Genomic DNA, 15,015 nt, shown 5'->3' with positions numbered 1-15,015 from the left:
TAAAAAATCACACAGGGTGGTTTTGCCGCTATCCAAGTGAAGTGAATACTATGCTAACTTTATGCTTAACTCCTTCAACTGCTCCTGAGCAATCACCGAAGGAGAATCAATCATCACATCACGCCCTGAATTATTTTTTGGGAAAGCAATAAAATCGCGAATGGAATCAGAACCTCCGAAAAGTGAGCAAAGACGGTCGAAACCGAAAGCTACTCCCCCATGTGGAGGCGCACCAAATTCAAATGCATTCATTAAGAAACCAAATTGTGCTTGCGCATCTTCCTTTGTAAAACCAAGCACTTCAAACATTTTGGCCTGTAATTCTTTGTTGTGAATGCGTATGGAGCCCCCTCCTACTTCTACTCCATTAATTACCATATCGTAAGCATTGGCGCGTACTTCCCCGGGATTATTTGCTAACATTTCAATATCTTCGGGCTTAGGTGAGGTAAAGGGATGGTGCATAGCATGCCAGCGTTTTGTATCTTCAGCCCACTCCAGCAATGGAAAATCAAGCACCCACAAGCAACGGTATTCATCCGTTTTACGCAGACCTAAGCGATTTCCCATTTCAAGTCGAAGTTCACTCATGGCCTTGCGGGTTTTATTTTTTTCACCTGCCAAAAGCAACATCAAATCACCGGGTTGTGCATCAAATGCAGTGACCCAATTTTTTAATTCTGCTTCAGAATAAAATTTATCTACCGATGATTTTACTGTTCCATCTGGATTGCAGCGCGCATAAATGAGTCCTGTTGCTCCAATTTGCGGGCGCTTTACAAATTCGGTTAATTCATCCAATTGCTTTCGAGTATACTCAGCAGCTCCTTTCGCACAAATTCCAACTATCGTCTCAGCATCATCAAACACTTTAAAATTCTTACCTTTTACAATTTCATTCAACTCCAAAAAGCGCATGTCAAAACGAATATCCGGCTTATCGTTGCCATAGTATTTCATCGCATCGGCATAGGTCATGCGCGGCATATCCGGAATATCAATTCCTTTTACAGATTTGAATAAATGCTTTACCATTCCTTCAAAAGTATTCAGAATATCTTCCTGTTCCACAAAGCTCATTTCACAATCAATTTGCGTAAATTCAGGTTGACGATCTGCGCGCAAATCCTCATCTCTAAAACATTTCACAATTTGATAATAGCGATCAAATCCACCCACCATTAAAAGCTGTTTAAAGGTTTGCGGGCTTTGCGGAAGTGCATAAAACTCACCCGGGTTCATGCGCGATGGTACTACAAAATCACGCGCTCCTTCAGGTGTCGATTTAATTAATACCGGTGTTTCCACTTCCAAAAAATTTTGTTTGTCTAAATACAAACGCGTTTCAATTGCCATACGGTGGCGGAGTTCCAAGTTTTTTCGAACTGCTTCCCTGCGCAAATCCAAGTAACGGTATTTCATGCGCAACTCATCTCCCCCGTCTGTATTTTCTTCGATGGTAAAGGGTGGAGTTTGAGAAGTTGTAAGAATGGTTAACTGCTCCACGATGATTTCAATTTCACCGGTATTCATCTTTAGATTTTTGTTGCTGCGTTCAGCAACTTTCCCAATTGCTTTTACCACAAACTCTCTGCCTAACTTACGTGCAGCCATACACAAGTCGGAATTGGTTTCAAGGTTAAACACCAACTGGGTGATTCCATATCTGTCGCGCAAATCCACAAAAGTCATTCCTCCTAAGTCACGCGATTTTTGCACCCATCCGCATAGGGTAACGGATTGATTAATATTGGCTGAAGTTAATTCCCCGCAAGTATGTGTTCGTAGCATTTTATTTATTGGAATTGTGTTATTTTGATTTTTTTATTCAAATCGCGAAAGTAATGAATTAGCTGATTACTTGTTTCGCTGATTTATTGAAATTATTGATAGTACCTTTACAAAAATTATGGAATTAGCTGTATTTTCAGACGAAGCTTTTATGAAGGAAGCGCTTAAAGAAGCCCGTAAAGCTTTTGAATTGAATGAAGTACCCATAGGTGCCGTCATTGTGAGTAACAATCAAATCATTGCCCGTGGGCATAACCTTACCGAGCGCTTAAACGATGTAACAGCACATGCCGAAATGCAGGCCTTTACCTCAGCGGCCAACTACATCAATGGGAAATATTTAAAAGACTGCACCTTGTATGTAACAGTAGAACCCTGTGTAATGTGCGCCGGTGCTGCATACTGGACTCAGATTACAAAAATTGTGTATGGGGCCAGTGATGAAAAAAGAGGCTATTCGAAGTTAAAATCCTCGGTATTACATCCCAAAACTATTGTAAAATCAGGCGTTATGGCCGATGAATGTGTTAAATTGATGCAGGATTTCTTTTCCTCCAAAAGAGACTGATAAAATTAATTTTTTACGGTTTTCACTAATTTACCGTCCTCATCATAGTATTTCCAGTCCCTTATTTTTTTTCCTTCTTTGTATAAGCCTTCATAACGCACTTTTCCACTTTCAAAATACGTTACGGATTTACCATCATTAATACCTTTGCTGTACTCTGCCTCACTCCACAAATTTCCGTTTTCATACCAGGCTTGCCACAATCCTTCGCGCTTTCCATCTTTTATGGTACCTTTCATTTTTTCTTTCCCATTTTCGTAATAATCCGTATTCACTCCTTCATCATTCATAGCAGCAGGCTGCTTGGTAGTGAGGGTTAATTTTATAACAGAGTCCTTTTTCTCCACAGTAATTTCCTTTTTATCTGTTTTTGCTTTACAAGAAAAAAGAAGATAAAAAACGGGACATACCAACAGAAGGAATAATTTTTTCATACATAAATTTTTAGGTCGACGAAAATAAGCAAAATACCTAGTCCACTTTTTTCAAATTATCATCCGTATCTCTATCAATAAGTTTGTTCATAGGATCAATCCCTGCCTTGGCGGGTTTTTGTGCAAGTGTAAACTCGAAGTCCATAGGTGATTTAGTAATCCTTACCCGTTTCGAATAAATTAATTTATCGTTTTCATCCACAGCGCCAATATCCACCCAATCGTTCATCTTCACCTTAGTTTCATTGCCCACACTATCCGCATAAAACTTTTGAGCCGTAACGGTAATCTTCACTTTGTAATCCTTAGCAGGCCCGCTCGAAACAGTTGCAGCAGTACATTCATTGCTGTAAAGTGTAATTTTCTTAAACAAATCATTTACAAAAGATTTTAAACTATCCGGCGTTTCGCGTTCAATAAATCCATAAAAATCAAGCGCTGTTGGGTAAGGAGGACCCTGAAATTTATATTTTTCAATGAATTTTTTCATGGCGGTATTCACATTTTTTTCGCCGATATAATCTTGTAGCGCATACATCACCACACTTCCTTTGCGGTAATGCAAATACTGTTGGTTTTGATTAAAAAGAAGTGGTTGCTCTTTTTCCTTTTCTCTTCCGCGAGAGCGCAAATAGTTACTGAGCTCATATTTTAAAAAGCGTTTCATCTCAGCCTTTCCATATTCTTTTTCCATCACCAAAAGGGCAGAATATTGCGCCATCGATTCACTGAAAGTTGTCATTCCATCCACCGGACAACCTACCACCTGATGGCCCCACCACTGATGCGCCATTTCGTGTGAAGTTACATAATACACCATATCGATTGCTTTTTCTTCGTCAATTTTCAAAATAAATCCAATTCCTTCGCTGTATGGAATAGTGTTGGGAAAAGATTGTGCAAAAGTTGCATACCTCGGAAATTCAATGATGCGTGCTTGTTTATGCTGATAAGGTCCAAAATTCTCTGTAAAATAATCCAGTGATTTTTTGATTGCCTTAACCATCACATCCAAATTATATTCATGTCCTTTGTGGTAATATATTTCAATATTCACTGGCTCTTGTTGCTGTTTTGGATCTTTCCATACATCGCGTTTTACTTCATAACGTGCGGATAAATAAGAATAAAAATTTACAATTTTAGAATCCATTTTATAATGGAAATAATTCCTACCCTGCTCTCTCCACTGTCTTTGAAGATACCCGGGAGCAATTGCCAATTGGTCGCCCGAAGTACTAACTGTTGTTTCAAAGGTGACAAAATCAGCGTCGTTATTGATATAATTATTGTTGTATTTGGTGCTATCGTAAATCGAATAGGAACGAGGTCGTTTAGGCAAATTATTTTTCTTACGATCATCCACATCGCTTATCTCGCCTTCCGGCTGATATCCAATCATTGGGAAAACAGCACTGTTGATAAAACTTCCATTTTCAACGATTCCGGTCCCGGAGTTGTCATTGGCAAAACCATGAAAAGCGATGCTGTATTCAAAACGCATGAGCATGCTATCGCCCGGTAGCATTGGTTTTTCTAATTTGCAAAGATAAAACCCCATGCTGTCATCACTCAAAATATTTTTAACCGGAACTGAAAATGAAATTTTTTTGTTTTCAATATGTCCTTGTTCGGTTAAATTATAGATGATTGTATCCACCGCTATTTTATTGATGTTGTGCATCCAATAGCTTCCATTAATAGTTACTTTTCGTTCCACAGGAAAAATATCCACATTATTGTTTATAGCATAAATCCTGGGCTGTGGTGTATTGCTATAGCGTTTGTATTTGCGCTCGGCATTGGCCTGCATTTTAAGCATCTCCTTAGGTCCAATAAAATGATTAAGCCTACTTGTATTGTAATAAATAAATCCACCGCAAAGGAAAAACAACAGCAAACAGGTGCTAATAAGCAATTTATTTTGAGCATTAAATCGGTTGCCTGCAATTTTAAATCTCGCTTTCCAACTACTCTCACTGCCACGAATCCACAATATGCTAGCGAATACAAGCAAAATACAGGCAAAGAAAAACCAGTAAATCGAAAACCATTTTACTGAAGTTAAGAAATGACCAAATCCATTCATATCGCTTAAAGTAAAACTTGGCGTGCGGTTAAAATAATAGAGGTTATTGGTAAAGCCATTCGCCTCCAAAGCAATATTGATGATGTAATATAAAATCACGAGCGCATGCCCCATAAATTTATTATTCACCAAGGTGTGCACAAAAAATGCAAGCATCACCAATAATATATATCCTTGGAAATTCACCACAAAAAGGTATTTCAAGTAGAGGGGAATTTCGAAATGTGTATAGCCCTTTATCACCTGCACCAACATGCTCGATAACATTACTACACAACTAATAATAACAAGCACCAGCAGCATTGCAATAAATTTACCAAACAGCAAGGTGTAGTTACCTATTGGCAAGCTGTCTGCAATTTGTTCCATTTTATTTCCACGCTCTCTCCACACCAATTCACCCACATAAAAAGTGATAATGATGATATAAAACAGAGCAAAGCTTTGCGTCGCTGCTTCGACCATTATACTGGTAACCGGGTATTGTGAAGTTCCCGGCAACTCATATTGATTGAGTAAATTACCGATCAAATTAAATACTCCAAAAATCATAATTACTAGAAAAGGAGCCGACTTTAAAATGAGCTTGCTTTCAAAACGGGCAATGCTGCGAAGCTGAGCCCATGCAGTTGCAAAAGTAAATTCGGGTTTAATGAGCGGAACAACGATTTTACCTGTCTTTAGACTTGTTTCTTCATTTGCTTTTTTTCGCTTAAAAAATGAAATCGGCTGTGCACTAAACGAAAACAATTTATATCCGATGGCAAAAATTATTGCACCGATACTTGACCATAAAATTCGATTGTAAAAAAGCGCTCCACTTAGCGGAACCATTAATGTGTTTTTCTCAGCCGGGGTCCAAAATTTAGTTAGGTCACGAGATGCTCCTACACCCATTGGGTCAATTAAAGCAGCAAGCATTTGATTATCGATATCCTTTGTAAAAGTTTGCGAGATTACCCACAAAATCAAAAACAAAATTCCCTGTACATAAATGGCAAATAAATTTCGGGTTAAAGAACCGATGCTAAAAAATATAGCGCCTGTAAATAGAATATTGGGAATGGAGATAGTGAGCAAGGGTTGCAAATAACTCATCAACTGAAATTTTGCAATTTGATCGGGCTCTTGAAAAGGCATTATGGAACCAATAAATATTCCCCACAACATTCCCGAAAACACAAACACTGTAATGATAAAGGATCCTACAAAACGCCCAAATAAATAATCGGATTTTTTTATAGGCGTTGTAAAATAAATCTCATGAAACTTATTATCAAAATCCCTGAAAACAGGAACCCCCATTAGTGCAGAACAAATCATAGTGGAAAATACACCTAGAATTAATACCGCTTGATTTATGGTAAAAGGTGAATTTCGAAATACATTTCCATTTCCTCCACCAATTTGCACTACATCGGTTGTAAGAAATAAAAACGCCATAAAAAACAAGATGGCAAAATAGATGTAAGTTGCCGGCCGCTTAAAGCGATACCGTAATTCAAATTTTAAGATTGTAAAAAACATAGTAGCTGGTTTTAAAATGAATTACCCGTTAATTTTCGAAAAATACACATCCTCCAATTGCGGTTCGCATAGCTCGAAACCATTGCCCGGAGCGGCATTGTTAAGAATGTGAATTTCCACTTTTCCGGCGGTAAGTTTGTTGGATATTACTTTATACTGTGCTACATTTTCTTCTAATTCTTCCTTACGGATAATTTTTTTCCAGATAGTATTTTTAAGTTCCTTAATTGCGGTTTCGGGATTTCCTTTGCTTATTACTTCGCCCTTATTGATGATGGCCATATTGTGGCATAGCTCCTTTACATCATCCACGATATGGGTAGAAAAAATAATTACAACTTGCTCACTTATCTCACTCAATAAATTTAAAAAACGGTTTCGCTCCGCTGGGTCAAGACCTGCTGTTGGTTCATCCACGATAATTACTTTTGGGCTTCCTATAAGAGCCTGAGCAATACCAAATCGCTGCTTCATCCCGCCGGAATATCCACCCACATTTTTCTTTCGCACATCATATAAGTTAGTTTGCGAGAGCAAGGCTTTTACCAATTCTGAACGTTCTGATTTTTTTGTAATTCCTTTCAATAAAGCCAAATGATCCAGCAAACTTTCGGCAGAAATATTGGGGTACACACCAAACTCCTGCGGCAAATAACCCAAGTGTTTTCGCATTTCATCTTTGTTTTCTAACACATTCAAATCATCTAAAAAAATGGTTCCTGTATCTGCATCCTGCAAGGTTGCAATGGTGCGCATGAGCGATGATTTTCCAGCACCATTTGGGCCAAGTAAACCAAATAAACCGGTTGGAATTTCGAGCGAAACATTTTTTAATGCTTGTGTTCCATTAGGGTATGTTTTTGAAAGATTTTTAATTGTCAGTTGCATGTGCTGAGATTTAGTTTTTATTGTGACGGATGAATACCTTAATTAGTTACTGGCAAAAATAAAAAGGGAGTGTATTTAATTTTCTACACTCCCCTTTTAACGTTTTAAATACTTTATTTTAACGTGTAATTACTATTTTTTTATTGATGCTACTATGCTCGGCAGTGCCTCTTAAATAATATACTCCTGGTTGAAGTTGTTCGTTAAATTCAGTTACTTTATTTTTTTCTAATTCAATACCTGCAACCAATTGATTCATTGAATTAAAAATAAGCACATGCGTTTTTTCAGGTGAAACTATTTTGAATGCGCCTTTACTTGGATTCGGGAATACTTCAACACTAAAATTTGCTTGAATTGAATTCACTCCAACTCCGAAAAGTGCAATATTCGTATTGCTTATCGTACATCCATTTGCATCTGTGACAACAACCCCATAAACTCCTGGCGCAAGATTAGAAACATCTTCACTCACAGCACCATTGCTCCAGCTATAGGCATAAGGAGAAACACCACCGCTTACACTTATATTTATTGTTCCATTATTTAATCCGCTGTTTGCACTGGTTACAACTGTATCCAGCTGTAACGCAAGGGGCTGAATTATTGTGACAGCGGTTGTGTAGCTGCAGGAGTTCGTATCGCTTAAATATAAATCGTATGTACCTGCCTGCAGGTTTAATGTGCTTGGGGTCAAATCACCGTTAGACCAAGAAAAAATATAAGACCCAACACCACCGGAAGCAATTGCTGTAATAAAACCATCAGCCAAACCATTACAACTTACATTTGTTTGATTTATTTGCGCAGTTAGAGCGGGCGGTTCTGATACGGTTACAGAATCTACTTTAGTGCACAAATTCGCATCGGTAACGGTAACCGAATAGGTTGAAGCACTAAGGTTAAAAATTGAAAATGAAGTACCAGCTCCATTTGACCAAACATAGGATAAAGCACCGGTACCGCCCGTCGTAATTGCCGCAGCAGAACCATCGGCTCCACCATTACAAGTTACATCTGTATGCACAAAAGAAATACTTATGGCATTAGGCTCCGCAATAGCAAATGGGCTGGAATAAGTACAAAGCGCTGCATCCGAAACTGTTAATAGATAGCTACCTGGACTTAAATTTGCATGAAAAGAGTTAGTACCTCCACCCGATGACCAAGCGTATGCATAAGGTGGGGTACCACCAAAAGTGTTTGCAGTTGCAGTACCGTCGTTACTACCATTGCACGTAACATCCGATGTTACCAAATTGCCGTTTAATATTGAAGGTTCATTAATAACTGTTTCATCGAAGAGGGTACATAAACTATCATCCGTAACGATAAGTGAATAGATTCCTGAACCTAAATTGGAATTACTTGCACTCGAACTTGCATTAGACCAAAGATAAGTATAACTACCTGAACCTCCTGATGCAGTTGCAATTGCGCTACCATTTGACTCTCCAAAACACTTTACATCTAAGCTCGATATAGAAAGTGAAAGTGCTAAGGGTTCAATGATGGTTGCACTAATTGTGTCTTTGCAGGTTTTCGAATCCGTTAAGATGAGTTGATAAGTACCTGCTGCAAGATTACTTAATGAAGTTGCGGTGGATGAGTTTGACCATGCATAACTGTATGGTGCAGTTCCGCTTGTTATATCCACATCAATACTTCCCGAATTATCGTTATTGCATTTTAAATTTCGAGCAGCAGTTACCGTTAAAGCCGGTTTAGGATTCACAACAACAAGCTTACCTACTGCAGCAGAATCAGAGCAACCATTAGTATTTGTTTTAGTCATATTATAAAGACCGGGAGAACTAACTGTTATGGTAGAAGTTGTTTGACCAACTATCGCAACCCCGTTTTTATACCATTGACTGGTACCTCCGCCACTGCCAGTTAATACAATACTGGAACCTGAACAAAATGAATTGGCCCCGGAGATTACTACTGAAGGCAATGCTTTTTCTTGAACGGTTAATGAAGCAGGCAAAGAATCTGTTCCACATAAATCACTAAACATGCAGTTGTAATTTCCGGGACTTGTAACTGTAATACTTGTATTTGTTTGTCCAGGCAATAAAACACCATCCTTATACCATTGGTAAGAAGAAGCACCGGGAGTAGCACTTAACACAGTAGAACTGCCGGCACAAAAACTTAAGTTACCAATAATGTTCCGAGTGCAGCTTAAAAATTCCATCCCTTTGAAGGCCTGCCCAATTATTTGCTTTAAAGTAAAAACTCCGTTAGTATCCACATAATAAGCATAGTTTGTACTGTTTTTATAACTGGATGCAATAAAGTTCTTACCTCCAATAAATAGCATGCTAAAAGTTTCCCCATCAAGTCCATTACTTGCTTGAGAAACCGGGAATACATCAAAATTAACTGTATCTATATATTCAAATACTTGGGTTCCTATTCCGGAACGATGGTATATTCTTCCATTCAAAGGACAATAACCTATAGATTCACCGCCACTGCCATTACCAAGTGCGCGAATAAATGTTGTTGCTCCGGAAGTGATATCAATCTCAAACAATGATTCAGGCGAAAAGGCACCTTCACCTGTTACACCAAACATTCTACCAGAAGGAAGAAAAACAATATTGGCAAACCGATCATTTAAATTTCCGATAACACTTACTGCGCCTGAATTAGGGTCAACTGTTGCTAACACACGATTTTCCAATGTTTGAAATCGAAGGATAACATAATACTTTCCGTTTGACGGATGACGTGTAAAACCTGTTGCACCAATAATTGCTGAATCTGCTATCATTTTCACTGCGCTTATATTTGCAAAATTGGATGAATCAATTACTTTCAAGGTGTCGTTCACATGTCCAACTACTAAATAACGGGCAACTGTTGAAGTTGCAGAAAAAAAGTTAGTTGCATTGGTAACGGTAACTCCACCAAAAATGCTTCCATCACTGTTATGTGCAGTGGGACTCGCACCCGACAAGTCAATAAAAATATCGGAATTATTCACATCCTTTCCTTCTAAGGTTCCCGTTTCATTTCGGAAAACTAAACCAATGCGCTTAATTGATGCACCAAGTACAGGACCATTAGTTGCCTGACTATAATAAGCTTTTGGATCGATACTAATACTCCAACGGTTGTTTCCTAAACTTTGCATCTTACCAATTCCGTCCTGCTGACCCCAATTTCCAACTACATATTTCCAACAAGATCCATCAAGAGTACCGGTAACATCATTTCCACCTGAATGCAGATATACTTGTGATGCACCTGCCAAGCCTGATACTCCCTGAGTGGCATCATAGGTTATGGTAATAACTGCTGCGTGTGTAATGGGCATCGAGCCCAGCAAAATCAAAAAAATGAGTAGATTCTTTTTCATAAGGTTTGGTTTAATTGTTTAAAACTTGGGGTAACCTTTAATTTAAATTGAAGTAAAAATAAAAATTATTATGAATAAACCTTACCAATACCACTTTTTTTGTAGTTTAGTATAAAAATTATTTCGATGAAAAAAATCTACCTAGCTAAAAGTAATCTTCTTCTTCTCACCCTTATTTGTTGCCTGTTTTACAGCAAACAATCCAAAGGAGCAACCGAAAAACCTACACTTTTTATGGAGAATAAAGGCCAAGTTATGGATGTTTCCGAAAAAAAACGGAGTGATATAAAATTCACTTATTGCGCAAATGGCACTAAATTGTTTATTGCCAACGACGGTATTTACTACCAATTTATGAATGCTAAAACAGCTCAATCAATAGATTTGCATCGCATTGACATGAAACTTGTAGGAGCATCCATTCCGTCAGAAGTAGTTAAAGGGCAAAAAAGTGAATACTTCGAAAATTATTATTTAGCAGGCAATGCAGCACTGAATGTGCATGGGTATGGAAAACTTACTTTTAAAAATATTTATCCTAAAATCGATTGGGTAATCTATACCAAAGAAGGTGTTTTGGAATATGATTTCATTGTGCATCCTGGAGGAAATCCCAATGTTATTAAAATCAATTATTCCTATGCCGATAAAATTGAATTAACAGCTAATGGAGAATTAGCCATAACTTCACGCCTAGGTAAATTAATTGAAGGCAAACCGCATTCCTTTTCAGCTTCAAGCAATGATGCTGTGCGTTCAAATTTTGTTTTACAACATAATACACTTTCCTTTGAACTGGGCGACTATGATAAAACACAATCCTTGGTAATTGACCCCACCTTGGTTTGGAGTCGTTATGCCGGTGGAAATCTTGCCGAATCAGTGAATAAAGTTACTGACAACATGGCTTTTGGTTCCACTTTAAGCACCTTTGGAATAGCCACAAATGGAGGGTTTCAAACCATTTTTGGTGGTGTTATGGATGCATTTTACAGCTATTTTGATAACAGTGGAACGATCACTTATTCAACCTATTTTGGAGGTAGTGGCTCCGATGAAGCATTATCCGGCTTGTTTGTTTCGGATGGAGCTACTTCTAAAGCTGTAATGGTTGGACAAACAACTAGTTTTTCCGGAATCGCACAAGCTGGATTAGTTTCTTACGCGAATTTAAATGGGACATCGGATGGTTTTGTGGCAGTTTTTTTAGAGAATGGGACTCTACAATTTAGCTCTTATTTTGGTGGAAATAGTGATGATTATATTAGCGATGTAAAGCAAATTGGTGCTCCTAATGATTATACAAAATTAATTATTAGTGGTGCAAGTTCAAGTTCCATAGGCTTTAATGCAACTAATTTTCATCAAGGAGGAACGGACGCTTTTATTGCAAAACTGGATATTACCGGAGGAAATATTGCAAATACGGGATTTACTTATCTCGGTGGAACTGCAAATGAAAATTCAAATACCTTAAGTTTAGGAAAAAACAATACTTATTTTCTATCCGGAAATACCGAAAGCAGCTCCGGCATTGCAACAGCTGGTGCCTTTGATGCAACATTGGGCGGTACAGATGATGATTTTATTGCACGATTTGATGCTAATTTAGCACTTAATTGGGCGAGTTATTATGGAGGAAATGCCAGTGAAAAAACAGGTTCAGGCACTAATGGTTCTTACTGTGCTGTTGATACTTCCGGATATGTATATCTGCTTGGAAATTCAACTTCAGGCGGTTTAAATACTCCCGGAGCATACGATAACAGTATTAACGGATTAGAAGATTTTTTTCTGGTTAAATTCGACTCATTAGGTAATCGTATATGGGCTACCTATTATGGCGGATTCTTAAGTGATATTGCCACATCCATTGCAATCAATAACAACAATCTAATTATACTTGGTGGCTATAGCAACAGCCCTTTCATGGATATTGACGGAATTAAATTCGTAGCTGCCAATCATAACAATAACGATATTGATGCACTTATTGTTGAGTTCAATACAAGTGGGCAATTCTTTTGGTCGTCACCTCTTGGAACATCGCAAGGGAACGAAGTTTTTAATTCACTCGCCTTCTCAAGCAACAATATTATTGCCGGTGGAAGCACAAACAGCGCTTTTGGAATTGCATACAATTCATCGAGCTCTTACTCCGGCGGCGTCGATGGATTAATTGCGCGCATCAACGATAGAGCCATTATCACAAATGCAATATCCAATTCCTCATTATGTCCGGGAGATAGTGTGATGGTTTCTTTCTCAACAATTGGAAACTTTCCGGCCAATACTATTTTCAGGGCTGAACTGTATACTAATTTTTCTACTACTAACCCTGTAATTCTTGGCACAAAATCAAATGGAAGTGGCACAATTCACGGGTATATACCAATTGCTACCGGAGCTGCATTTTCGGGAAATACAATTAAAGTAGTTACAAATTTACCCGCTAATCCTCCCATCGCATCCACAAGTCAAACCGTTGGTGCAATAGGCTCATTGCCCAATGCACATATTTATCCTTTAACCTCCACCACCATTTGTGATGGCAATTCGGTTGTATTAAAATCTCCATCTAATACAAATATTGTGTTTCGTCAGTGGCAGCAATTTAAAAATAGTGCTTGGGTAAATATTGCTGGTGCTAACTCCATTAGTTTTGCTGCTGATTCGGCAGGTGCTTATCGCGTTATCACAACCAGTGTTACAGGATGCGATTCAACGAGTAACAGCATAAATGTTATTGTTCAAGGAATACCCGCCGCGACTATCTCAAGTCCCGGTCAGCTCTTTTGCCTTGGAAACAAATTAGTTCTGAGTGCCAATACGGGCGCAGGATTAACGTATCTATGGTATAAAAACAATTTGCTTTTAAATGGCAGAACAAGCGATACATTAGAAGCTTCTGAAAGCGGAACATATAGTGTTAAAGTTACCAATGGTGCAGGATGTAGCACCACTAGTGCTGGATTTATTGTAACCGGATTAATTAAACCGCCGGCACATATCGCTGCGATTGGAAACACCGCAATATGCATAGGTCAAAATGTGGTGCTTAGTGCCAATAATTCTCCGGGCGTGAGTTATCAATGGTTCCGTAACGACACGCTTATTTCAGGTGCAACTTTGAGAACTTTTGCAGTAGTAACCACTGGCAATTATTTTGTAAAAGAACTGAATACTAATAATTGTGATAGTACGAGTAATACCCTTCATGTGGATGTTTATCCATACCCCAATGCACAAATTTCTTACAATGGAATTCCTTATACCTGCTTGGGTAACCAAATTGAACTTTCCTCTTTATCCAATGCAAATTACTCGTACCAATGGCTATTTAATGGCGCAGTGATTGCCGGAGCAATTGACACAAATTATTCTGCCGGTAATAGCGGTGATTATGCTTTAATCATTACCAATCATGGTGTGTGTAGCGATACAAGTGCTCCCACATCCATTAATCCGAATCCGATTGCTACTGATTTATGTTATGCATCTATTGATACCGCTTACGGTGGCAAAACAGTTGTAAAAGTATTTTGGCAAAAGCCGGCACAACCATATGTGAAAGGCTATATAGTATATCGAGAAAAATCTGGGCAGGGCTTCGTTGCTATCGATACTATTTCAAATGCTTTATACAGTTCCTATATCGACTCCTCAGCGCGTCCCGAAAGCACAGTGGAACGCTATAAAATTGCAACACTTGACAGTTGCGGAAACACGAGTGATATAAGTAATGGCACTATTCATCAAACCATGCTATTGCAAGGTGCGCTTGATCCAACAAATACATACATAGGTTGGGATTGGCAACCTTACTTGGGAATTTCAGATGCCGGTCGCTATTATCGTATTATGCGCGATAACAATGGAACAGGTGTGTGGGATTCTGTTAAAGCTACTCCTTGGTCGGTTACGACTTGGAACGATACTGCTATCGGCTATCCAAATGCAAGGTATGCAGTAGATTTGGTGTGGCCAAACAACAATACTTGCAACCCATCACAACGCATAATGGCAGGTTTAGTAAATACCCGTTCAAACATTAAGAACCGCGCAAATATTGGAGTTGGAATACGTTCACCAAAACAGGATGTAGCGATGAAACTTTTGCCCAACCCGGCTGAAAAGTTTGTACAAATAGAATTTATTGGAAACGGTTCGAATACCACCTTAAATATTTATGACAAATTAGGAAGATGCCAGTTAAATCAAGTATTTGAAAATGTTTCAGGTAAGAAAACGATTCAAATAGATTTAGAGGCATTTACTTCCGGTATTTATTCAGTTAATTTGAATAATAGTTTAAAAATTGAAACACAAAAACTTATCGTCAGATAAA

The 15,015-nt window shown here is 38.3% G+C and carries 7 protein-coding genes; 2 read left to right on the top strand and 5 right to left on the bottom strand.

Translation table 11 applies throughout. The annotated features are described in order from the left end of the window. Nucleotides 1-48 precede the first annotated feature (48 nt). Nucleotides 49-1,791, bottom strand: coding sequence for an aspartate--tRNA ligase (gene aspS / locus IPP32_05985; protein ID MBL0047635.1), 1,743 nt, complete (start codon nucleotides 1,789-1,791; stop codon nucleotides 49-51). A 118-nt stretch (nucleotides 1,792-1,909) separates the two neighbouring features. Here aspS and IPP32_05980 point away from each other — a divergent pair, with 118 nt between their 5' ends. Then, nucleotides 1,910-2,359, top strand: a complete 450-nt coding sequence (locus IPP32_05980) for a nucleoside deaminase (protein MBL0047634.1) — start codon at nucleotides 1,910-1,912, stop codon at nucleotides 2,357-2,359. Nucleotides 2,360-2,364: 5 nt separating this feature from the next. Here IPP32_05980 and IPP32_05975 read toward each other — a convergent pair whose 3' ends face one another. The 4 genes from IPP32_05975 to IPP32_05960 form a co-directional block, all read right to left on the bottom strand. Continuing rightward, on the bottom strand, nucleotides 2,365-2,793 hold the full coding sequence (locus IPP32_05975; GenBank protein MBL0047633.1) for a hypothetical protein: 429 nt from the start codon (nucleotides 2,791-2,793) through the stop codon (nucleotides 2,365-2,367). A gap of 37 nt (nucleotides 2,794-2,830) precedes the next feature. After that, nucleotides 2,831-6,409, bottom strand: coding sequence for an ABC transporter permease (locus IPP32_05970; protein MBL0047632.1), 3,579 nt, complete (start codon nucleotides 6,407-6,409; stop codon nucleotides 2,831-2,833). A gap of 21 nt (nucleotides 6,410-6,430) precedes the next feature. Beyond that, nucleotides 6,431-7,297 carry an ABC transporter ATP-binding protein gene (locus tag IPP32_05965; protein MBL0047631.1) on the bottom strand — a complete coding sequence of 289 codons (867 nt, stop codon included), beginning with the start codon at nucleotides 7,295-7,297 and terminating at the stop codon, nucleotides 6,431-6,433. Between the two features lie 118 nt (nucleotides 7,298-7,415). Then, nucleotides 7,416-10,667 (bottom strand): T9SS type A sorting domain-containing protein, encoded by a 3,252-nt coding sequence (locus IPP32_05960; GenBank protein MBL0047630.1) that lies wholly within the window; start codon nucleotides 10,665-10,667, stop codon nucleotides 7,416-7,418. A 126-nt stretch (nucleotides 10,668-10,793) separates the two neighbouring features. On the opposite strand from IPP32_05960, the gene IPP32_05955 reads away from it, so the two are divergent. Then, nucleotides 10,794-15,014 carry a T9SS type A sorting domain-containing protein gene (locus tag IPP32_05955; protein ID MBL0047629.1) on the top strand — a complete coding sequence of 1,407 codons (4,221 nt, stop codon included), beginning with the start codon at nucleotides 10,794-10,796 and terminating at the stop codon, nucleotides 15,012-15,014. Nucleotide 15,015 lies beyond the last annotated feature (1 nt).

Source organism: Bacteroidota bacterium (genome assembly GCA_016721765.1).
Classification (GTDB): Bacteria; Bacteroidota; Bacteroidia; order UBA4408; family UBA4408; genus UBA4408.
This window is presented reverse-complemented; position numbering and strand designations above follow the sequence as displayed.

Coding starts and splice junctions, on each gene's coding strand:
- IPP32_05965 (MBL0047631.1), bottom strand. CDS start 7,297: ATGCAACTGACAATTAAAAATCTTTCAAAAACATACCCTAATGGAACA.
- IPP32_05975 (MBL0047633.1), bottom strand. CDS start 2,793: ATGAAAAAATTATTCCTTCTGTTGGTATGTCCCGTTTTTTATCTTCTT.
- IPP32_05955 (MBL0047629.1), top strand. CDS start 10,794: ATGAAAAAAATCTACCTAGCTAAAAGTAATCTTCTTCTTCTCACCCTT.
- IPP32_05960 (MBL0047630.1), bottom strand. CDS start 10,667: ATGAAAAAGAATCTACTCATTTTTTTGATTTTGCTGGGCTCGATGCCC.
- IPP32_05970 (MBL0047632.1), bottom strand. CDS start 6,409: ATGTTTTTTACAATCTTAAAATTTGAATTACGGTATCGCTTTAAGCGG.
- IPP32_05980 (MBL0047634.1), top strand. CDS start 1,910: ATGGAATTAGCTGTATTTTCAGACGAAGCTTTTATGAAGGAAGCGCTT.
- aspS (MBL0047635.1), bottom strand. CDS start 1,791: ATGCTACGAACACATACTTGCGGGGAATTAACTTCAGCCAATATTAAT.